Below are 21,486 nucleotides of genomic sequence, written 5' to 3'. Positions count from 1 at the left end.
CTGCGAGCGGGATCCCGCTTTGGGCCAGCGTTACTTGGATTCCGAGACGCCAAGCGGAGCCGACACCGTCGGTTTGCCCTGCATGATGGCGATCTCGACACGTCGGTTCATGCGCCGATTCTCCGGGCTGTTGTTGGGCACCAGCGGCTGGGAATCCGCCATCCCTTGCACCACCAGACGATTGCCGTCAAAACCGGGCACCTTGATCATCTGGTGGGCAACCGCCACCGCCCGCTGGGATGAAAGCTCCCAGTTGGACTGAAACAACTCGTCCTCGGTGGCCACATTGTCGGTGTGGCCGGAGACGGTGATCTCCCCCGGCACATCCTTGAGCAGCGCAGCCACCTTGCGGATCACCGGCCAGAACTGGGGTTGCAGGAAGGCGGATCCCGCCGGGAACGCCGCTTTCTCGCGAATGCGAATGATGATCTGCTGACCCAGCGCCTCTATCTCGATGGCCCCATCCTGGATCTGGGCCTGCATCTGCTCCGCCAGTGCCTTGGCCAGGGTGTTGGACTGTTCCTGCGCCTTCTGGGCCTCCTGGGCGGTATCGCCACCGCTCTGCTGGCCTTCGGTCTTGTCATGTCCACCCGCCTTGTCCGCATCCCCAGGCTGGAAATCCAGCTCGGTCTGGGTCATGTCGATGGTCTGCTGCATGATGGTGTCAATAGGGGTCGGCTCGGGGCGACCAGGACGAAACTCCTGGGCGATGACCGAGGTTCCCTTGGGGATATCCTTGACCTCCAGGATGTTCTGCACCCCGAACGCCTTCTCCATGGAACCGGCGATCTGCTTGAACTTCTGCACATCCATCTCGGCAAAGGAGAGCAAGAGCACGAAGAAGCACATCAGCAGAGACATGAGATCCGCGAAGGTTCCCATGTAACCGGGCAATCCGGGAGGCGGGCACTTGCACTTTGCCATCTGTGCGCTCCTATTCGGTCCCGTTGTTGCGTTTGGACTGATTCAGGTAGTTCTGCAACATGGCCTGGATCACCCTCGGGTTCTGTCCATCCTGGATCCCCATGATGGCGTCGAGGATCAGGGTGCGACTCAACTGTTCCTCGCCACTGCGCAGTTCCAGCTTGTCCGCGATGGGGATGGCAATCATGTTGGCCTCGATGGCGCCATACAGGGTCGTCAGCAAGGCCACCGCCATGGCCGGACCGATGGATTTGGGGTCGCTCATGTTGGCCAGCATGGCCACCAACCCCACCAGGGTACCGATCATGCCCATGGCCGGACCGAGATCCCCCAGGGAGCGGAACACCTTGATGGCCGTGGCGTGACGCTCGGACGTCAGTTCGATGTCCTTCTCCATCACCGCACGCACCACGTCGGCATCATGGCCGTCCACCAGCATGTCGATGCCCTTCTTCATGAAGGTATTGGGGATCTCCGCCGCCTCCAGAGCCAGAAAGCCCCCCTTGCGGGCCGCATCCGCCAGTTCCACCGCCTTGGTGATGAGATCGTCGAGCTTGTCCCCCTTGTACATGAAGGCCTTGCCCGCGACCTTGAAGGCCATCAGAAACTGGCCGAGGTTGAATTTCATCATGCAGATGAACACGGACCCCAGTATGGTGATGTAGACCGATGGCATGTCCACATACATGCTCATGGGGCCGCCCAGCAACATGCCGTACACCACGACCCCGAACCCCAGCACTAAGCCTATCAGACTCCCTAAATCCACATCCCTACTCCTGTCGCCGAACGTGCCGTCTAATTATATTGCGTTGAATTTTCTGCTATTGCGTCCCCGGCAGCAAGCCCGGTACACCGCAATCGCCGATCGGCAATGCGTGGTTGCATGCCCGTTCTTATCGGCCAGGGTCAGGATAGTTTGAGGACGCCGCGTTTTTCTGCCTCCCCCCTGTGGCCGGTCGATGTTAAGATGAGCCGTTTTTTTCAATCCCCGAGGATGGACATGGCCAGTAAAAAAATCGACCGTCTGAGTTTTGATGCCACCCTGGAAGAGCTGGAAACCATAGTGCATCAACTCGAACAGGGCTCGCTCCCCCTCGAGGAGGCACTCAAACAATTCGAACAGGGCATCCATCTGGTGCGTGCCGGCCAGCAGAAGCTGGAACAGGCCGAACAGAAGATCCAGATCCTCCTGACCCAGGCCGATGGCAGCGAGCAAGCGGTCCCCTTTCGAGCAGAACAAGGAGAGGAGTGAGTGACCCTGGACGATTTCTCCCGCCTGCATCGGCGCCGCATCGACGATTGCCTCTCGGCACAGCTTGACGCCCTGCCCGCCATGGCGCCACGTTTGCGGGACGCGATGAAATACGGCCTGCTGCTCGGTGGAAAACGGGTGCGCCCCTTCCTGGTCTATGCCGTTGGCGAGATGCTGGGCGTCAAGAGCGAACTGCTGGATGGCCCCGCCGCCGCCGTGGAGTGCATTCACGCATACTCCCTCCTGCACGACGACTTGCCCGCCATGGACGACGACGACCTGCGTCGTGGTCAGCCCACCGTACACAAGGCCTTCGATGAAGGCACAGCCATCCTGGCGGGCGATGCCCTGCAGACCCTGGCGTTTTCCATTCTGGCCGACCACCCCATGCCCGATACATTGATGGCCAACCGGGTGCGGATGCTGAGTGCCCTGGCCCGCGCGTCCGGCTATCTCGGCATGTGCGGCGGTCAGGCACTGGATCTGGACGCCGAAGGGCGCCGGATCAGCCTCGCCGAGCTGGAGCAGGTGCACCGCCACAAGACCGGGGCCCTCATCGAGTGCGCCGTGACCCTCGGCGCCCTGTGCAAGGCTGACGTGGACCCCGCCACCCTCACCGCCCTGCAAACCTATGCCGCCGCCATCGGACTCGCCTTCCAGGTGCAGGACGACATCCTCGACATCACGGGCGATACTGCCACCCTGGGCAAGCCGCAAGGCTCGGATCTGGCGCTGGAAAAGAGTACCTATCCGGCCCTGCTCGGACTCGACAATGCCCGTGAGCTGGCTCGCGAACTGCATGACAAGGCCTTAACAGCCCTGCAATCCTTGCCCTACAATACCGACATTCTGGAAGCGTTTGCCGATTACATCATCGAGCGAACCCACTAAACGCTGGATAACAGTAACAATATGAGCGTTGATATTAGCGATTTCCCCAACCTGGCCCTCGCAGACACGCCGGTCGATTTGCGATCCCTCCCCTTCGAGCGGCTGCCCGTGGTGTGCAACGAGCTGCGCGAGTATCTGCTGCGCTCGGTGAGCCGCTCCAGCGGCCACTTCGCCTCCGGCCTTGGCACCGTCGAGCTGACGGTTGCCCTGCACTATGTCTACAACACCCCCTTCGATCGGCTGGTGTGGGACGTAGGCCACCAGGCCTATCCCCACAAGATCCTGACCGGACGACGGGAGCGCATTCACACCATTCGCCAGAAAGATGGCCTGCACCCCTTCCCCTGGCGGGAAGAGAGCGAGTACGACGTGCTCAGCGTGGGCCACTCCAGCACCTCCATCGGGGCAGCGCTCGGCATGGCGGTGGCGGCCGAGAGCGAAGGGCTTGGCCGCAAGGTGGTCGCGGTCATCGGTGATGGCGCCATCACCGCCGGCATGGCCTTCGAGGCCCTCAATCACGCCGGCGATGTCCACAAGGACATGCTGGTGGTGCTCAACGACAACGAGATGTCCATCTCCGAGAACGTGGGAGCCCTGAACAATCACCTCGCCAGGCTGATGTCCGGCAAGCTCTACACCACCATTCGCGAGGGAGGCAAGAAGGTGCTGGCGGGTCTGCCGCCGGTCAAGGAGCTCGCCAAGCGGGCCGAGGAGCACCTCAAGGGCATGGTGGTGCCCGGCACCCTGTTCGAGGAGTTCGGCTTCAACTACATCGGCCCCATCGACGGTCACGACATCCATGCCCTGGTCGAAACCCTGCGCAACATGCGCAACCTCAAGGGTCCCCAGCTGCTGCACGTCAAGACCAAGAAGGGCAAGGGCTACGAGCCGGCGGAAAAAGATCCCATCGGCTATCACGCCGTCCCCAAATTCAACCCGGATGACTGTGCCCTGCCCAAGAGCGCCGGTGGCAAACCCACCTTCTCCGCCATCTTCGGTCAGTGGCTGTGCGATATCGCCGCCAAGGATGAGCGCGTGGTCGGTATCACCCCCGCCATGCGCGAAGGCTCCGGTCTGGTGAAATTCAGCCAGCAATATCCGGATCGCTACTTCGACGTGGCCATCGCCGAGCAACATGCGGTCACCTTCGCCGCCGGTCTCGCCATCGCCGACCAGAAACCCGTGGTCGCCATCTATTCGAGCTTCCTGCAGCGGGCCTACGACCAGCTGATCCACGACGTGGCGCTGCAGAACCTGCCGGTGCTCTTCGCCATCGACCGGGCCGGTCTGGTGGGGGCCGACGGCCCGACCCATCAGGGGGCGTTCGACATCAGCTTCCTGCGCACCGTGCCCAACATGGTGGTGATGACCCCGTCCGACGAGAACGAGTGCCGCCAGATGCTCTACACCGGCTATCTGTGCAACGGACCAGTGGCGGTGCGCTACCCCCGTGGTAGCGGCACCGGTATCCAGGCCGAGAGCGAGATGCAGGCCCTGCCCCTCGGCAAGGGACGTGTCGTTCGCGAGGGCAAGGGGACCGCCATCCTGGCGTTCGGCACCCTGCTGCAACAGGCCAGAGCAGCCGCAGAGGCGCTGGATGCCACCCTGGTGGACATGCGCTTCGTCAAACCCATGGACGAGGCGCTGGTGCTCTCTCTGGCCGCCTCCCACGATCAGTTCGTCACCCTCGAGGACAACGCCATCATGGGCGGTGCAGGCTCTGCGGTGAACGAGCTGCTGATGGGCTGCAAGCAGTGCAAACCGGTGCTCAACCTCGGCCTGCCGGATCGCTTCATCGAGCAGGGCACCCAGGATGAGATCTACGCCCTGCTGGGGCTGGACAGCGTGGGCATTCAGACCCGCATCGAGAGCTGGCTGCAGGCCTGACAAGGGTTATTGCAAGTAATAAAAAGGGCGCCTTATGGCCAATGCTGTTCAGATAAGCACTTTTTTGACTGATTATTCATAAATTGGATTTGAGTTGAGGGGGCAAGGCTGTGTCCAGTCGATCTTCCTCCAGTCTTTATCCAGCGGGGCTTGCAATAGAAAGAGGGAGGCATCATGCCTCCCTCGCTTTTTTGTCCTGATACTACGTGGACTGGAACTCAAATTCTCTTAAGTGAACAGCATTGCGCCTTATGGCGCCTTTTTTTTGTTATTCACTGTGCCAGACCAACCCTGCTCACACACTGTCGCGAGAAGGCCGTCAACAAGGTTACAAGCCGCTCAGGAACCGAGACATACATGAGCACTCCTGATTCCACATAAGTGAGCAGCACATGAACCTTGATCACGGCCTCGCAGCCAGTTCGTGGATAGGTTTATCAGCCCTTGTAGATCTTCGGGTTGAACACATCCCGCAGCCAGTCACCCAGCAGGTTGATCACCAGCACCAGCACCACCAGGCAGAGGCCCGGGAAGGCAGTGATCCACCAGGATCCGGAGAAGATGTAGTTGAAGCCCACACTGATGAGCGACCCCAGGGACGGTTGATCAACCGGCATCCCCAGGCCCAGGAAGGAGAGGGCCGCCTCGCTCATGATGGCGTTCGCCACCTGCACGGTGGAGATGACCAGGATGGGTGACAGGCAGTTCGGCAGAATATGGCGGAACATGATGCGCGGGGCGCGGAACCCCATCACCTGAGCTGCTTCCACATACTCCTTCTTCTTCTCCGCCAGCACGGAGGCGCGTACCGTCCGGGCATACTGGGGCCACTCGGCGATACCGATGATCACCACCAGCATCAGGATGGCGAACTTCGAGTAGAACTCGGAGCCAAAGGTCGCCTGGAAGATGGCGGAGATGATGATCGCCACCATCATGGTGGAGAACGACAGCTGCACATCGGCAAAGCGCATCAGCAGGTTGTCGATGCGACCACCAAAGTAACCGGCCATCAGACCGATGACGATACCGAGCACCAGCTGCAGCCCCACCGCGAACAGACCAATGGTCAGCGAGATGCGGGCGCCATAGAGGATGGTGCTCCAGATGTCGCGTCCCTGGTTGTCGGTCCCGAGCCAGAAGCGGGCCTCGCCCCCTTCCAGCCAGGAGGGGGGCAGCTCCGCATCCATCAGATCGAAGCTGGTCTGGTCATAGACGTTGTGCGGTGCGATCCAGGGTGCCAGCAGAGCCGCCAGCACGAAGACCACAAACACCGCGAAGCTGAACATGGCTACCTTGTCCCGCAGGAAGTAGTAGACGATGTCGGAATTTTTGAAGCGTGCCCAACGGCTTGGGCTTGCAGTTACAGCGTTAGTCATCTGTTACCCCTTGGCGGTCAGGTTGACGGTCGGGTTGATCAACCCGTAGAGCAGGTCGACCAGGGTATTGGTCACCACGAAAATGAGGCCGACGAAGATGACGTAGGCGGTGATCAGCGGCGTATCGACCCGGTGGATCGCCTCAAGGAACAGGAAGCCGGTCCCCGGCCACTGGAACACGCTCTCGGTCAGGATGGTGTAGGCCACCATGGTCCCGATCTGCACACCGCCCACCGTGATGACCGGCAGCATGGTGTTCTTCAGGGCGTGCTGGTAGTAGACCTTGTTGTTGTCCAGCCCCTTGGCACGGGCAAACTTGACGTACTCGGAGGAGAGCTGCTCCAGCATCTCCGAGCGCACCAGCCGGATGAACAGCGGCAGCATGATGGACGAGAGGGAGACCGCAGGCAGCACCAGGTGCAGGATACCGTCCCAGGTAAAGAATCCCGACTCCCAGCCCAGCAGGTTGTAAGTCTCGCCACGGCCATAGGCCGGCAGCCAGCCCAGCTGGATGGAGAAGAGGTACATCAGCATGATGGCGGTCAGGAAGACCGGGATCGAGATGCCGATGCTGCTCACCGCCATGATGAGCTTGGTCAGGAAACTGCGCGGTCTTATCGCCGAATAAACCCCCAGCGGAATGGAGACCACGACGATGATGAGCGCGGCGGCAAACACCAGCTCAAGGGTAGCCACCAGCTTGTCGAGGATAACCTCGAGGGCTGGTCGCTTGAAGAAATAGGAAGTGCCCAGATCCCCGTGTACCGCGTTCTTCAAGAAGCGGCTGTATTTCACGAGGAAGGGATCATTGAGTCCCATCTTGTCGCGCAGCTCCTGGCGCACGGACTCGGAGACGGATTGTCCCACCAGCTCGCGCAGCGGATCCCCCAGGTTGTCCTGGATGGAGAAGGCGACCAGGCTGATGACGAACATCACTATCACGGCCTGATAGAACCGTTTCAGCAGGAATGTAAACATGCTTGTCCTTCTACGTGGCCTGTGTCTTGGCACAGGCTTCTGTTAATGGCGGGGCAACCATGGGTGCCCCGCCGGGTCCTTCCTTAAACGCTTCGCTTACTTGTTGACCACCAGGTCACCCAGATAAGGGAAGTTCATCACGTTGACCACCGGCTTGATGTCGACGTTCTTCTTGGCACCGTAGGCCAGGTCTTCCCAGTGCAGCGGCACATAGGCAGCGTCGTCGATCAGCATGGCTTCCACCTTCTGCAGGATGGCGGCACGCTTGGCAGGATCGGTCTCGGTGTTGGCTTCCATCACCATCTTGTCAGCTTCTGCGTTGGCATAACCGCCGCAGTTGTACTGACCCATGCCGGTCTTGGCATCCTTGGTGAAGGTCAGGAACTCGAAGAAGTTCGCACTGTCTTCGGTGTCGGAGTGCCAGCCGATCAGCTGCATGTCAGCGGCGCACTTGTCAAACTCCGGCCAGTACTGGGCCACCGGCATGGTCTTCAGATCCACCTTGATGTTGATCTTGGACAGCATGGCGGAGACGGCCTGGGCAATCTTGACGTCGTTGACGTAGCGGGCAGCCGGGGAGATGAAGCTCATCTTGAAGCCCTTCTCGTAACCGGCTTCCTTCATCAGCTCCTTGGCCTTGGCCAGATCATACTGGGGCTTGAGCGCCTCGTTGTAGCCTGCGTAGCCTTTCGGGCTCAGCTGGCCGGCCGGGGTACCGAAGCCCTTGTTGATCTTGTCAACGATGCCCACCTGGTTGATGGCGTAGTTGATCGCCTGACGCACGCGCTTGTCTTTCAGCGCCGGGTTGGTGTTCTGGTTCAGCTCGATGATGATGGCACGGGTACCGGACAGGGTGACCAGCTGGGAATCCTTGCCGTTCTTCACGCGCTCCAGATCGTTCGGGGCAACCGGGTAGATCATGTCCACGTCGCCGCCCAGCAGGGCTGCAACACGGGTGGCGTCTTCCTTGATCGGTACCACGGTCAGGTTTTCGACGTTGCCCTTGGAGGCCTTGTCCCAGTAGTTGGCGTTGCGCACGTATTCCAGCTTCACGCCCTGCTCGCGGAACTTGACGCTGAACGGACCGGTACCGGAGACATTGGTGGAGGCGAAGGAGTCACCGTTCTTCACGATCTCGGCCTTGTCCTTGCCCGCCTCGGTCTTGCCGCTATAGAACTTGGAGTCCATCGGGAAGATGTAGGTGACGGTCTGCAGTACCAGCGGGAACGGCTTGGCGGTGACGAGATCCACGGTGAAATCATCCACCTTCTTGGCTTCGGCGATGGGGTCGAAGATCGCCTTGAAGTCCGGGGAGGCCTTCAGACGGTTGACGGTCCATACCACGTCATCGGCGGTGAAGTCGTTGCCGGAGTGGAACTTCACACCCTTGCGCAGGTGGAAACGGACGGTCTTGTCGTCGATGCGCTCATACTTCTCGGCCAGACGCGGCTCGAACTGCAGATCCTGGGTGTAACGCATCAGGGGGTCAAACACCAGGTGAGACATCTCCAGGGTCTGACCGGAGAGCTGCTCCTGCGGGTCCAGCGAGGTGGCGTCGGACGCGACGGCGACCTTGATGTCGGCAGCAGAAACGTTGAACGCGAGACCAGCGGCGAACAGCGCCATGGCGATCTTGGATAATCCTTTCTTCATGTCTTTCTCCATGCTTTTGGCTTTTTATTGACAGACAAACCGGCGAACCGGTGCTTTCCTAGCTTGCGATTTCCAGCCCCTCGCGGGACATTCCCTTGAATTCCGGCATGAGGGAGATCAGCTTGCGGCTGTACTCATGCTCGGCATTGGTGAACAGTTTCTCGGTCTCGGCCACTTCCACCAGATGACCGTGCTGCATCACACCGATGCGGTCGCACATCTGGCGGATGACCGGCAGATCGTGACTGATGAACAGCATGGTGAGCCCAAGCTCCTGTTGCAAGTCTTTGAGCAGGTTGAGGATCTGGGCCTGCACCGAGACATCCAGCGCCGAGGTGGGCTCGTCGCAGATGAGGAAGCGCGGGCGGGTCGCCAGGGCGCGGGCAATGGAGATGCGCTGGCGCTGACCACCGGAGAACTCATGGGGATACTTGACCCCGGCGCCGCGGCCCAGGCCCACGTGATCCAGCAGGTCCCCGACGATCTGCTCTATCTGCCGCTCGCTCTCGGCGAGGCGGTGGAAGCGGATCGGCTCGGCGATGATGTCACGCACCTTCATGCGCGGGTTCATCGAAGAGTACGGGTTCTGGAACACCATCTGCATCTGGCGGCGCAGGGGGCGACGCTCGTGTTCCCCTTTCAGGGCGGTGAGATCGATCCCCTCGAAGACAATCTTGCCGGTGTCGGGCGGATAGAGCCCGGTGATGGCACGGGCGATGGTGGACTTGCCGGAGCCCGACTCCCCCACCAGACCGAAGGTCTCACCCTCGAAGATCTCGAAGCTGATGTTGTTGCAGGCGCGCACGTACTGGCGGCGGCTCGGGAAGATGGAATCCTTGGTGACGAACTTCAGATCCACGTTCTCCACCCGCAACAGCGCGCCTTCATAGGTGCGCTCGTCCTGACTCTGGCCGAGCCAGTGGGTCTTGAGATCGATGCTGGTATCCGCCGCACCGGCATCCTCGATATAGGAGACCAGGGGGAAGCGCACCAGCTTCACATCCGAGCGGGGAACCGCCGAGATGAGGCTGCGGGTATAGGGGTGATTGGGGCGGCCCAGCACCTGTTCGGTGGTGCCGAACTCCACCAGATCGCCGCGGTACATCACCGCCACCTTGTCGGTGACGTTGGAGACCACCCCCATGTCATGGGTCACCAGCATGCAGCCGACCTGGCGCTCTTTGCACAGGTTGCGGATGAGCTGGAGGATCTGATCCTGGATGGAGACGTCCAGCGCCGTGGTCGGCTCATCGGCGATGATGAGCTCGGGATCCCCGGAGAGGGCGATGGCGATCACCACCCGCTGGCGCATGCCACCGGAGAACTGGTGAGGATACTGCTTGATGCGCACATCCGGGTTCGGGATCCCCACCGCCCCCATCAGCTCGAGGGCCTTGGCAAAGGCCGCCTCGCGAGACAGGTCGGTGTTGGCGAGGATGGTCTCCACCAGCTGCTGCTCCACGGTGAACAGCGGGTTGAGGGAGGTCATGGGATCCTGGAAGATGAAACCGATGCGCGAGCCGCGAATGGCCCGCATCTCGTTCTGGCTCTTGCCGGAGATGAGCTCGCCGTTGAGGTAGATGTCACCACGGGCGATGCGACCGGGCGGGCTCAACAGATCGATGACGGCGTTGCCGATGGTGGATTTGCCAGCGCCGGACTCACCGACGACGCCGACGATCTCGCCCTTTTCAACAGAAAAAGAGAGATCCTTGACCGCGGCAAGCACCCCGTAGCGGGAGGGGTACTCGATCCGCAAGTTCTTTACTTCAAGCAAGGACATGGTTACCTCTGCGGGGGACATCCGTCCCAAATAATTCGTCCGTAAATCAGCCGCAGATGCTGGTTGTGCCTTGGTACTGCTCGAGAGCCGTTGTTGTGTAATTAACGCTCAATCAATGAGGCAGCCAAACCAGCGATCCGGGCGGGTTTTTTGCATTTTTTTGGAATAACCCGCGAGTAAATTAGTCGGTTTGCCCGCGGGTGTAAATGATCCAGTTATACAATTTCGCAATACTTTGCCCAGAGAATGCCGACACCCTGGGGTTAAAATGTCGATAAAAGTCACATTACCAGAGATTACGCTGGCAATGCGAGACCATCAACCAATTATGTTTCAACAAAATAGCAACAAACCATCTTATTCACTATCAGCATTATGCTGGCCAGCTTCGAATGAGTAGTGAATATTTATGTGAAATGATTTTTTGACGGCAGCATATCTGGAGTAAGGAAAAATAGGCAGAGCTAAATAGGGACAATGCAGAAGGATCAACCTGGGCCACAGGCCCGCCGGCACGGCAAGCCGGGAGGGATTGCATACAAAAAAACGCAGGCCCCTCAGGGCCTGCGTGTGCGGTATATCCGACCTCTTTGCAAGAGGAGATGAGTGAAAAAACAACGAGACGGGCGTTCGGGAGCCGCCTCCCCTCACCAGTGGGCAAGCAGTTGCATGCAGGCCAGGGCAAACAGGCCGGCGATGAGATCGTCCAGCATGATGCCAAGCCCGCCGTGAATGCGGCGATCGAACCAGGAGATGGGCCAGGGCTTGAGCACGTCGAACAGGCGAAACAGCACGAAACCCGCCAGCACCCACTCCCAGCCGGCCGGGGCCGCAATCATGGTGACCCCGAATCCGATGACCTCGTCCCAGACGATAGCCCCGTGATCCGGCATCCCGATGGCGTCGGTGGCGCTCTGGCAGATGCGGATGCCCGCCACGAAACCCACCACCAGCAGGACGATGAACCAGGAGGTCGGCAGCCCGCTCACCAACAGATAGAGCGGGATGGCTGCCAGGGTCCCCATGGTGCCCGGCGCCTTGGGGGAGAGGCCGGAGCCAAACCCAACCGCAAGGAAGTGGAGCGGGTTTTTAAGGTTCAGCCGCGTCAGTTCGGGCTTTATCTTGAAAGACATCATGCGAAGTGATCCCAGCCCTTGAGGTGCAGTTCGACGGGTTGTTCGTCCTGCAGGTAGTCGATGCCAGGCTCCCCGGCCAGGATGCGACCGATGCGGGTGAACTTCACGCCACAATTGGCCAGCGCCGTGTCCAGGGCGCCGTGATGCTCCTGGGGCACGGTGAAGCAGAGCTCGTAGTCGTCGCCCCCGGCCAGGGCCAGCTGCCAGGCATCCATGGCCGGCACCGCATCCTGCAACACGGGGGAGAGGGGCAGCAGATCGAGATCGATCTGGGCCCGCACGCCGGACGCCTTGAGGATGTGGCCGAGATCAGACGCCAGGCCGTCGGAGAGATCCAGGGCGCTGCTGGCCAGCCCGCGCAGGGCCTGACCGGCCAGGATGCGGGGATGGGGATGGTCGAGGCGCGGCAGCACGGCCGCCAGCTGGTTCTCGTTGAGGGTGCGCTTGCCCAGCAGGTGGGAGAGCGCCAGGGCGGCATCCCCCAGGGTACCGGTCACGTAGACCCCGTCACCGGCCTTGGCGCCGCTGCGCATCAGGGCGCGACCTGCCGGGACCGATCCTTTCACCGAGACGGTGATGGAGAGGGGCCCGCGGGTCATGTCTCCCCCCACCAGCGCCACGTTGTAGTACTCGGCGAGCTCGAGGAACCCTTCGGCGAAACCGGCGACCCAGCGCTCGTTGATGGCGGGCAGGGTCAGGGCCAGGGAGACCCAGCGCGGCTCGGCCCCCATGGCGGCCAGATCGGAGAGATTGACCGCCAGCGCCTTGTAGCCGAGATCCACCGGATCCATGTCGGGGAAGAAGTGCACGCCGCTCACCAGGGTGTCCGTGCTCACCGCCAACTGGGCGTCGGGGGGCAGGGTCAGCAGGGCACAGTCATCTCCAGGGCCCATCACCACGTCCTTGCGGGCGTGGGGGGCCTTGAAGTACTTCTCAATCAGCTCAAATTCACCCATACAGTAAAAAGCCAGCAATAAGCTGGCTCCTCTCTTAATTGCTGACGGACAGCAGGATCAACGCTTGGGCAGCGTCTTGATCACCTTGTCCAGGACGCCGTTGACAAACTTGTGGCTGTCATCGGCGGCGAAGGCTTTGGCCAGCTCGATCGCTTCGTTGATCACCACGCGTGGCGGCACATCTTCACGACGGGTCAGCTCGTAGGTCGCCAGACGCAGGATCGCCTTGTCCACCATGTCCACTTCTTCCAGCGGACGGGAGAGGAAAGGCGCGAACACCTTGTCCAGCTCGTTGCAGTGGACCGCTACCCCGAACAGCAGATCGCGGAAATAGTTCAGGTCCACACCCTTGGTGTCCTGATCGATCTTGAACTGCTCTTCGATGTCGCCCACGTTGGCCTGGGTCATCTGCCACTGGTAGATGGCCTGGGTGGCGCAATGGCGGGCCTTACGGCGCTCGGACGGTTTCAATGCATTTCTCCTCGTTACACGTCCAGTTGTTTCAGGACGTTGATCATTTCGAGCGCGCTCAGTGCAGCCTCTGCACCCTTGTTACCCGCCTTGGTACCGGCGCGTTCGATGGCTTGTTCAATGTTTTCGGTGGTCAGCACGCCGAAGGCAACGGGAATGTCGTATTCCATCATCACCTGGGCCAGACCCTTGCCGTTCTCGCTCGCTACCAGTTCGAAGTGGTAGGTACCGCCGCGGATGACGGTGCCGAGTGCGACGATGGCGTCGTATTGACCGCTCTTGGCCAGCTTCTTGGCCGCCAGGGGAATTTCGACGGCCCCCGGTACGCGCACCAGGGTCAGATTGCTCTCCTGGACCTGACCTTGACGCTTCAGCACGTCCAGCGCGCCGTTCACCAGGCTGTCATTGATGAAGCTGTTGAAACGGGCAACGACAATAGCAACACGCGCCTCGGGAGCGGCGATATTTCCTTCGATAATCTTCATTGGAAATCCTGTCTCTGTGCAATCAATTAGGGGCCGGGCTCAAAAGTGCACGCATTCTAGCACAACAGAGCCGCGACAAAAACCATGGCCGCAACGGGCGGCCATGGTGATGAATTCAACCATACGCAGCGCTTACTCGCCGACGTACTCCACCACTTCCAGACCAAAGCCACCGAGGGCATGGTACTTCTTGGGGGAGCTCAACAGGCGCATCTTGCCGACCCCCAGCGCCTTGAGGATCTGGGAACCGACCCCGACCCGGCGCGAGGTGCCCTGCCACTTGGCCCCTTCCGGTGCCAGCCCCTTGTCGGCGGCTTCAAAACCCTTGACCCTGGCCAGCAGCTCGGCGCCATGGGCTTCCGCCCCCAGGATCACCAGCACCCCGCCCTCGTCGGCGATGCGGGCCATGGATTTGGGCAGCGGCCAGCTGCGGGCGCTGTGGCGGTCGGTGAGCAGCAGATCGCTCAGCACGTCGTGCAGGTGCACCCGTACCAGGGTCGGCTGGTCGGCCTTCACGTCCCCTTTCTTCAGGGCGAAGTGCACCTGGTTGTCGATGGTGTCGCGGAAGGTGACGAGGTCGAACTCGCCGTATTCGGTGGGCAACTTGCACTCGGCCACTTTCTCTACCGTGGTCTCGTGCTGGTTGCGGTATTCGATAAGGTCGGCGATGGTGCCGAGCTTGATGCCGTGCTGCTCGGCGAAGATCTCGAGATCCGGGCGCCGGGCCATGGTGCCGTCTTCGTTGAGGATCTCGACGATGACGGAGGCAGGCTCGAAGCCGGCCAGCCGGGCCAGATCGCAGCCCGCTTCGGTGTGGCCGGCGCGGGTCAGCACACCGCCATCCTGCGCCATCAGCGGGAAGATGTGGCCGGGCTGCACCAGATCGGCGGCCTTGGCATGGGGCGCCACCGCGGCCTGTACAGTGACGGCGCGGTCGGCGGCGGAGATGCCAGTGGTCACCCCTTCCGCCGCCTCGATGGAGACGGTGAAGGCGGTGGAGAACTGGGCATTGTTGCGATCGACCATCAGCGGCAGCGCCAGCTGCTTGCAGCGATCCCGGGTCAGGGTCAGGCAGATGAGGCCACGACCGTAGCGCGCCATGAAGTTGATGTCTTCCGGGCGGACACAGGAGGCGGCCATGATCAGGTCCCCTTCGTTCTCCCTGTCTTCGTCATCCATCAGGATCACCATCTTGCCAGCCTTGATATCGGCAATGATTTCCTGGGTCGTGCTCAGCGCCATGGGCTACTCCATCAACATGCTTGGGGATTGAGCCAGTCGGCTCGACTTGATACTGCGTATTGTGCTCTAGATGGGGGCACGCGGCCCCGTTTCAATCCGCGCGGGATCACAGAACCGCGTTTTCCCGTCAAAACGGCTCACAAGAATCCGGACTGGGCCAGCTTTTCCAGGGTCAGGGTAGAGGCACTGCTCTCCTCGCGCTTGCCCGTCATCAGCCGCTCCAGATAGCGGGCTATCTGGTCCACCTCGAGATTGACCCGGTAGCCGGGTTTCCAGCGGGCGATGGTGGTCTCCTGGGCGGTGTGGGGCACAATGGTCAGCCGGAACAGATCCCCCTGAACCGCATTGACGGTGAGGCTGATGCCATCCACCGCAATGGAGCCCTTCTCGGCGATGTAGCGCGAGAGCTCCCCCGGCGCCTTGATCCAGTATTCGATGGCGCGGCCGCTGGACGATTTGCTCTTCACCTCGCCGATGCCGTCCACGTGGCCGGAGACCAGGTGGCCGCCGAGGCGGGAAGTGGGCATCAACGCCTTCTCGAGGTTGACCGGATCTCCCACCTTGGCGGCAGAAAAACCGGTGCGGGAGAGGGTTTCCAGGGAGACGTCGGCGGTGTAGCTGTGATCCCCGAGCGCCACCACGGTGAGACAGACGCCGTTGGTGGCGATGGAGTCGCCCAGCTTGACGTCACTGAAGTCCAGGGTCGGCGCGTGCACGGTGAGGGCCATGTCCTCCCCCTGGCGACGCAGCTCGGCCAGGGTTCCCACCGCTTCGATAATTCCGGTAAACATGCAGATCACCTTGCTGATGACGGGGGCGACGGATGCCCCCGTGAACATTGAAAAATCAGGCTATTTTCGCAGTGATGCGAATATCCTGGCCAAGCATGCGCACATCCTTGAGGTTGAGTTTGGGGGCCTGGAACAGCCGGGTCAGCCCCGGCAGATGGAACAGGCCGCGCCCCTCATCCCCCATCAGTTTGGGCGCCTGATAGAGCACAAGCTCGTCCACCAGCCCCTTCTCCAGCAGGGCGCCGCACAGCCGTGGCCCCGCCTCCACCAGTACCGAGTTGACGTTCTGTTTGGCCAGCAGCATGAACAGACTGACCAGATCCAGCTTGCCATCCAGCAGCGGCACTTCCAACTGCTGCACCCAGGCGGGCCACTCACCGGATGCCTTGTGGCGGGCCAGCAGTACCGGGCTCTCGCTCTGGAACAGGGGCAGATCCGGGGTGAGCCGGTTTTGCGAATCCACGATGACCCGCAGTGGCTGGCGCAGGGTCTCTTTGGGATAGACCGCCTTGACCGAGGGGGGCAGATCGTCCCAGCGCACGGTGAGGGAGGCGCCATCCGCCAGCACGGTTTCGGCGCTGGAGAGGACTGCATCGTGACGGGCCCGCAGCCGCTGCACGTCCCGGCGCGCCTCCGGAGAGGTGATCCACTGGCTCTCGCCACTCGCCATGGCGGTGCGACCATCCAGGCTCGCCCCCAGCTTGACCGTCACCAGCGGAAACGCGGTGCGCATCCGCTTGAAGAAACCGGGATTGAGGGCCTCGGCTTCCGCGGCCAGCAGGCCGAAATCGGTCTTGATCCCCGCCTCGGAGAGCATCCGCAGGCCGCGCCCGCCCACCTGGGGATTGGGATCCACCATGGCAGCCACCACCCGGGTCACCCCGGCCTTGATGAGCGCCTCGGCGCAGGGCAGCGTGCGACCATGATGGGAGCAGGGCTCCAGGGTCACATAGGCGGTGGCACCGCGGGCCTCTTCCCCTGCCGCGTGCAGGGCATAGACCTCGGCATGGGGCTCACCGGCCCGCTTGTGCCAGCCCTCCCCCACCACCACGCCGGCCTTCACCAGCACGGCGCCGACGCAGGGGTTGGGAGCCGTGGTGTAACGGCCGCGCCGGGCCAGTTCGAGGGCCCGGCTCATCCATTGGTAATCGTCTTGACTAAACATCCGGGCTCCTGTGTCCAGCAACCTGTCCCCCGTGGCACGGCCATCCGATGGGACAAGAAAATAGGGTGTACGCGCTTGCAGCACGCCTTATCGGGCAGATCGGCCATGGCATCTGACGCCATGGCGACGGGCACACACATCGCAGGATGCGGCCGCACGCCCTCATACTTTTTCACCAGTGCAACGATGCGCTATCTGGATGTCTCACTGGTGTAACAACTGGCGCTGCCGCAACGGCAGCCCCTCTCTTATTCACATAAGGAGCGACAGGCCGACGTTACTTCTCCAGCTTGGCGATCTCTTCCCCGAATTCGCGAATGTCTTCAAAGCTGCGGTAGACGGAGGCAAAGCGGATGTAGGCCACCTTGTCCAGGCTCTTGAGCTCATCCATCACCAGATTGCCCACCAGCTGGGAGGCCACCTCCCGCTCACCGGTGGCCCGCAGGCGGGACTTGATGTGGTTGACCGCCTTCTCGATGGCCTCCATGCTCACCGGCCGCTTCTCCAGCGCCCGCAGAATGCCGGCACGCAGCTTGTCTTCGTTGAAGGGCTCGCGGGAGCCATTGGACTTGATGACGCGGGGCATGACCAGTTCGGCCATTTCGAAGGTGGTAAAACGCTCGTGACAGAGCAGGCATTCGCGACGGCGGCGCACCTGATGGCCCTCGGCCACCAGACGGGAATCGATCACCTTGGTATCAACGGCACTACAGAAAGGGCAATGCATCTGACCTCCGGCGTGGATGAAAATGGGCGCGGGCCCCGGGGGCTGGCGCTAGGCCGGCCAGTGTAACACGGCCATCCAGAGCCGGTAAAAGCCCATGAAAACAAGGGACAACCAGCCAGACCTTCGGGCAGGACTCAGTCGTCATAGGGCAACGCCTTGGGGTCGCAATCCTGGTAATCGGGGGCAGGATCCGCCGCGAACCGGCGAGCAGCCACATGGCTGTGACCCAGCATCAGCGCCTTGCCCACCCGGTGCATGCCATCCATCACCCGACCGGCGCTGTCGAGCAGGATGGGATAGGCGAGATCCGCCGCCATCATGAGCTGGCAATGCGCCACCACGCTGCGCACCGTGGGCGTGGCGTCGCCATGGCCGTACCAGTGGTCGCGGTCAAGCTCGGCAATCTCGCCGAGTGCCACCGCCTGCACCGGCAGGTTGCGGCTCAGCCGGATCAAGCGGCGCACATCCCAGGCCAGCAGCCCCTGTTCGCTGGTGCGAAAGTGGTACTGGGCGCGAACCGTCTACCGCAGTGACGCCTCCAGCGCGTCCTCTTCCATGTCATTGCACATGGTCACCTCTGTCTCATCTTGCCAGGCGCTGCAAAAAACAATGCCACCCGAGGGTGGCATTGGTCTTCAACCTGAAGGTCAGGCTGATTATGCGTAGACCGGGAAGCGGCGGCAGATGTCCAGCACCTTCTCGCGCACGGTCGCCAGCACTTCTTCGTTGTCGTGGCTGTCCAGCACGTCGCAGATCCAGTTGGCCAACTGGATGGACTCGGCTTCCTTGAAGCCGCGGCGGGTGATGGCCGGGGTGCCGATACGCACGCCGGAGGTCACGAACGGGGAACGCGGGTCGTTCGGTACGGAGTTCTTGTTGACGGTGATGTTGGCCTTGCCGAGGGCTGCATCGGCATCTTTGCCGGTCAGCTCGCGACCGATCAGGTCAACCAGCATCAGATGGTTGTCGGTACCGCCGGAGACGATCTTGTAGCCGCGCTCGATAAAGGTCGCCGCCATGGCCTTGGCGTTCTTCACGACCTGGGCCTGGTAGGTCTTGAACTCGGGCTCCAGCGCTTCCTTGAAGGCCACAGCCTTGCCGGCGATGACGTGCATCAGCGGGCCGCCCTGACCACCCGGGAAGACGGCGGAGTTCAGCTTCTTGTACAGATCTTCGTCGTCGGCGGCGGAGAGGATCAGACCACCGCGCGGACCGGCCAGGGTCTTGTGAGTGGTGGAGGTGACCACGTGAGCATGGGGCACCGGGTTCGGGTAGACGCCGGCGGCAATCAGACCGGCCACGTGGGCCATGTCCACGAACAGGTAAGCACCGATCTTGTCGGCGATTTCGCGCATGCGGGCCCAGTCGACGATGCCGGAGTAGGCGGAGAAGCCGCCGATCATCATCTTCGGCTTGTGCTCAACGGCCAGGCGCTCCATCTCGTCGTAGTCGATCTTGCCGGACTCGTCGATGCCGTAGGGGATGATGTTGTACAGCTTGCCGGAGAAGTTGACGGGGGAGCCGTGGGTCAGGTGACCGCCGTGGGCCAGGTTCATGCCGAGGACGGTGTCGCCCGGTTGCAGCAGGGCCATGTAGACGGCGCTGTTGGCCTGGGAGCCGGAGTGCGGCTGCACGTTGGCGTAGGTGGCACCGAACAGCTCTTTGGCGCGCTCGATGGCCAGGGTTTCAACCACATCCACATACTCGCAACCGCCGTAGTAACGCTTGGCCGGGTAGCCTTCGGCGTACTTGTTGGTCAACTGGGAGCCCTGGGCTTCCATGACGCGGGGGCTGGTGTAGTTCTCGGACGCAATCAGCTCGATGTGCTCTTCCTGACGACGGGTCTCGTCTGTGATGGCCTGCCACAGCTCTGGATCATAGCCGGCGATGGTCATGTCACGTTTCAACATCCGTTTATCTCCTGAAAATCGTTTGCGCGATAGGTGAAGTGGGCCCGCGCATTGTAACGTGAGCTGGATCAAAGAGACAGTCCAACCACCCAAAAAATTGTTTATAAAATGTAAAATACGTCGCAAATTTCGAATCCCGCCCCCTGGCTTCGCTCATCCCCCCGACCTCCCCACACCCGCAATCCGGCTCCAGCCATCGTCCCTGCTTCCCGGGCAAGGCGATAGAAACCAGAGCCAGATCATGGATATAGCATTTACTAACAGATAACATCTTTAGGCCATGGGACATCTGCACGAGCGGGTGTCGCACCCTGCCATCCCGGAACACAAGGGGAAACGCCATGATGGATCATCTGATGCTGTTCGTGATTGTCGCGGTCTTCGCTCTCTTCTACTGGGTCTACTACACCGCCAGCCGCAAGGGTGCCTGCACCGCCAACTGGGAGACACTTCCCACCCGGGAGCAGTACCTGGCGGCCCATCCCGGCGCCGCCGACGGGGATCTCATCTTCTGCATCCATTGCGGTCATCATCAGCAGCGGGAGGTCGGCCTGGTGCACCAGGTGGATTACCGCCGCCAGCACATCTGCCCCCGTTGCAAGCAGGTGCTCTATCGCGTCGAGGAGTAGGTCGGTCTCCTCGTCGCCCACGGTGATCCCGCGAATGCGATCCCCTCTCCTGGCGCTATCCGGCCAAAAGGCCCCATGAGTTTCCTTTATTTTTAAAGTCGTTAGAATCGGGGGCCATCAAGGCTCCCGATTGTCATCCACGGAGGAAAAATGCAGGAATTCATGGCGACCAGCGAACGCCGGGCCGAGCTTTACTGGTGGTTTTCCACCCTGTTTGCTGCCGAACTCAGTGATGCACAGATCGCTGAATACGACACCTATGACGTGCGCAGCTTCTTGAAGAGCCTCTCTACTCTCGACCCCATGCGCGAAGCCGTGGCCGAGCTCAACGATGCCATCGCCCGCCTGCTGGTGCGCCCCGAGCGCCAGACGGCCCTGGCCGCCGACTTCGCCGGCCTGTTCCTGAGCGCTCCCGGGCAGGGTGCCCTGCCCTACGAATCCCTCTACCGGGGCGAAGGCAAGCAGCTGATGCAGGCCCCCATGACCGAGATGCAGGCACGCCTCGATCGCCTCGGCATCAATGTCAGCGACAAATACAATGAGCCTGCCGATCATCTGGCCATCGAGCTGGACCTGATGGGCAGCCTCATCATCCGCGCCGCCGAGTCGACCACCGCCGCCCAGCGCGAGGCGTGGCTCGGCGAGCAGGAGTCCCTGCTGCACGGTCACCTGCTGGGCTGGTTCGAGCGCTTCGAGCAGGCCTGCCGGGCCGCCGACACGTTTGGCTTCTACGGAGCCAGTGCCCGCCTGCTGGGGGTGTTCCTCAAGATGGACGCCAACTACCTCTCCCTGGTCAAACCGGCACCGTCCGCCGACTGAGCCCGGCATGAAGACAGCCCTGCTTCTTATCGCATGCTGGCTGCTGGCCCTGATCCCGCTGGATCAGGGCGCCACTCCCCTCGTGACGCTGCTGTTCAACCCGGACCGCGCGCTCTACGGCACCGCCCAGCTCACCGGCTTTGCCGGCATCCTGCTGACCCTCTACCTCGCCAATCTCGGGGTGGAAGTGGTGCTGCGTCGCCGCTTCCAGATAGCGGGCATGCTGGCCCTGCTCGCCGCCTGGGCAGATTTCATCAACAGCAGCGGCACCGAGAGCCACTGGCTGGTGCTCTACGCCATGGCGTTGCCGTTTCATCTGGTGGGCTGGCTGGTATTCGTTCGCGGGATCCAGGCATTTGGCCGCCAGAAAGGCTGACATCCCGTTGATTTCACACCCTTCTCACA

At 61.6% G+C, this 21,486-nt stretch carries 21 protein-coding genes and 1 pseudogene; 6 read left to right on the top strand and 16 right to left on the bottom strand.

Annotated elements, in window-relative coordinates:
* Positions 1-30: 30 nt before the first annotated feature.
* Both OKB81_RS00670 and pomA read right to left on the bottom strand, forming a co-directional pair.
* The gene (locus OKB81_RS00670) at positions 31-924 is read right to left on the bottom strand and encodes a flagellar motor protein MotB (RefSeq protein ID WP_042878323.1); all 894 of its coding nucleotides are present in this window, start codon (positions 922-924) and stop codon (positions 31-33) included.
* Between the two features lie 10 nt (positions 925-934).
* Complete coding sequence (pomA, locus tag OKB81_RS00665; protein ID WP_029314770.1) at positions 935-1,693, bottom strand: flagellar motor protein PomA; 759 nt, start codon at positions 1,691-1,693, stop codon at positions 935-937.
* A 234-nt stretch (positions 1,694-1,927) separates the two neighbouring features.
* On the opposite strand from pomA, the gene xseB reads away from it, so the two are divergent.
* From xseB to dxs, 3 genes are read left to right on the top strand one after another with little or no spacing between them, the layout of a single operon-like run.
* On the top strand, positions 1,928-2,179 hold the full coding sequence (gene xseB / locus OKB81_RS00660) for an exodeoxyribonuclease VII small subunit (protein WP_010675381.1): 252 nt from the start codon (positions 1,928-1,930) through the stop codon (positions 2,177-2,179).
* Positions 2,180-3,070: a (2E,6E)-farnesyl diphosphate synthase gene (gene ispA / locus OKB81_RS00655; protein ID WP_160837299.1), complete on the top strand. Its 891-nt coding sequence runs from the start codon at positions 2,180-2,182 to the stop codon at positions 3,068-3,070.
* A 21-nt stretch (positions 3,071-3,091) separates the two neighbouring features.
* The gene (gene dxs / locus OKB81_RS00650; RefSeq protein ID WP_010675383.1) at positions 3,092-4,957 is read left to right on the top strand and encodes a 1-deoxy-D-xylulose-5-phosphate synthase; all 1,866 of its coding nucleotides are present in this window, start codon (positions 3,092-3,094) and stop codon (positions 4,955-4,957) included.
* 437 nt (positions 4,958-5,394) lie between these two features.
* Here dxs and OKB81_RS00645 read toward each other — a convergent pair whose 3' ends face one another.
* The 14 genes and pseudogenes from OKB81_RS00645 to glyA all read right to left on the bottom strand — a co-directional run bounded on the left by OKB81_RS00645 (position 5,395) and on the right by glyA (position 19,633).
* Positions 5,395-6,336: an ABC transporter permease gene (locus OKB81_RS00645; RefSeq protein WP_029314771.1), complete on the bottom strand. Its 942-nt coding sequence runs from the start codon at positions 6,334-6,336 to the stop codon at positions 5,395-5,397.
* A gap of 3 nt (positions 6,337-6,339) precedes the next feature.
* Complete coding sequence (locus OKB81_RS00640) at positions 6,340-7,314, bottom strand: ABC transporter permease (RefSeq protein ID WP_010675385.1); 975 nt, start codon at positions 7,312-7,314, stop codon at positions 6,340-6,342.
* 96 nt (positions 7,315-7,410) lie between these two features.
* Positions 7,411-8,967, bottom strand: a complete 1,557-nt coding sequence (locus tag OKB81_RS00635; RefSeq protein WP_010675386.1) for an ABC transporter substrate-binding protein — start codon at positions 8,965-8,967, stop codon at positions 7,411-7,413.
* Between the two features lie 58 nt (positions 8,968-9,025).
* Positions 9,026-10,750 carry a dipeptide ABC transporter ATP-binding protein gene (locus OKB81_RS00630; RefSeq protein WP_010675387.1) on the bottom strand — a complete coding sequence of 575 codons (1,725 nt, stop codon included), beginning with the start codon at positions 10,748-10,750 and terminating at the stop codon, positions 9,026-9,028.
* A gap of 647 nt (positions 10,751-11,397) precedes the next feature.
* Positions 11,398-11,886, bottom strand: a complete 489-nt coding sequence (locus tag OKB81_RS00625; protein WP_043153244.1) for a phosphatidylglycerophosphatase A family protein — start codon at positions 11,884-11,886, stop codon at positions 11,398-11,400.
* Positions 11,883-12,842: a thiamine-phosphate kinase gene (thiL, locus tag OKB81_RS00620; protein WP_160837303.1), complete on the bottom strand. Its 960-nt coding sequence runs from the start codon at positions 12,840-12,842 to the stop codon at positions 11,883-11,885. The genes OKB81_RS00625 and thiL overlap by 4 nt, the downstream gene beginning before the upstream one ends.
* 57 nt (positions 12,843-12,899) lie before the next feature.
* Entirely contained in the window at positions 12,900-13,313 is a 414-nt protein-coding gene (gene nusB / locus OKB81_RS00615; RefSeq protein ID WP_010675390.1) for a transcription antitermination factor NusB, read from the bottom strand.
* A gap of 14 nt (positions 13,314-13,327) precedes the next feature.
* Positions 13,328-13,798: a 6,7-dimethyl-8-ribityllumazine synthase gene (gene ribH / locus OKB81_RS00610; protein ID WP_010675391.1), complete on the bottom strand. Its 471-nt coding sequence runs from the start codon at positions 13,796-13,798 to the stop codon at positions 13,328-13,330.
* A 132-nt stretch (positions 13,799-13,930) separates the two neighbouring features.
* On the bottom strand, positions 13,931-15,040 hold the full coding sequence (ribBA, locus tag OKB81_RS00605) for a bifunctional 3,4-dihydroxy-2-butanone-4-phosphate synthase/GTP cyclohydrolase II (RefSeq protein ID WP_039040299.1): 1,110 nt from the start codon (positions 15,038-15,040) through the stop codon (positions 13,931-13,933).
* A 137-nt stretch (positions 15,041-15,177) separates the two neighbouring features.
* Positions 15,178-15,831, bottom strand: coding sequence for a riboflavin synthase (locus tag OKB81_RS00600; protein WP_039040359.1), 654 nt, complete (start codon positions 15,829-15,831; stop codon positions 15,178-15,180).
* A 55-nt stretch (positions 15,832-15,886) separates the two neighbouring features.
* Complete coding sequence (gene ribD, locus OKB81_RS00595) at positions 15,887-16,996, bottom strand: bifunctional diaminohydroxyphosphoribosylaminopyrimidine deaminase/5-amino-6-(5-phosphoribosylamino)uracil reductase RibD (protein WP_270805090.1); 1,110 nt, start codon at positions 16,994-16,996, stop codon at positions 15,887-15,889.
* 277 nt (positions 16,997-17,273) lie between these two features.
* Positions 17,274-17,723: a transcriptional regulator NrdR gene (gene nrdR / locus OKB81_RS00590; protein ID WP_010675395.1), complete on the bottom strand. Its 450-nt coding sequence runs from the start codon at positions 17,721-17,723 to the stop codon at positions 17,274-17,276.
* A gap of 134 nt (positions 17,724-17,857) precedes the next feature.
* A pseudogene (locus OKB81_RS00585) lies at positions 17,858-18,292 on the bottom strand (hypothetical protein).
* 87 nt (positions 18,293-18,379) lie between these two features.
* The gene (gene glyA, locus OKB81_RS00580; protein WP_010675397.1) at positions 18,380-19,633 is read right to left on the bottom strand and encodes a serine hydroxymethyltransferase; all 1,254 of its coding nucleotides are present in this window, start codon (positions 19,631-19,633) and stop codon (positions 18,380-18,382) included.
* 341 nt (positions 19,634-19,974) lie between these two features.
* Here glyA and OKB81_RS00575 point away from each other — a divergent pair, with 341 nt between their 5' ends.
* The 3 genes from OKB81_RS00575 to OKB81_RS00565 all read left to right on the top strand — a co-directional run bounded on the left by OKB81_RS00575 (position 19,975) and on the right by OKB81_RS00565 (position 21,457).
* On the top strand, positions 19,975-20,262 hold the full coding sequence (locus OKB81_RS00575) for a hypothetical protein (RefSeq protein WP_042883236.1): 288 nt from the start codon (positions 19,975-19,977) through the stop codon (positions 20,260-20,262).
* A gap of 150 nt (positions 20,263-20,412) precedes the next feature.
* A complete protein-coding gene (gene torD / locus OKB81_RS00570; RefSeq protein WP_270661831.1) occupies positions 20,413-21,081 on the top strand; it encodes a molecular chaperone TorD in 669 nt (222 codons plus the stop codon).
* 7 nt (positions 21,082-21,088) lie between these two features.
* On the top strand, positions 21,089-21,457 hold the full coding sequence (locus OKB81_RS00565; protein WP_270661832.1) for a hypothetical protein: 369 nt from the start codon (positions 21,089-21,091) through the stop codon (positions 21,455-21,457).
* The last annotated feature ends 29 nt before the right edge of the window (positions 21,458-21,486 follow it).

Source organism: Aeromonas sp. QDB56, assembly GCF_027705505.1.
GTDB classification, from domain to species: Bacteria; Pseudomonadota; Gammaproteobacteria; order Enterobacterales; family Aeromonadaceae; genus Aeromonas; species Aeromonas caviae.
The sequence above is the reverse complement of the archived record's forward strand: the minus strand, read 5'-3'. Positions and strand labels throughout refer to the sequence as shown.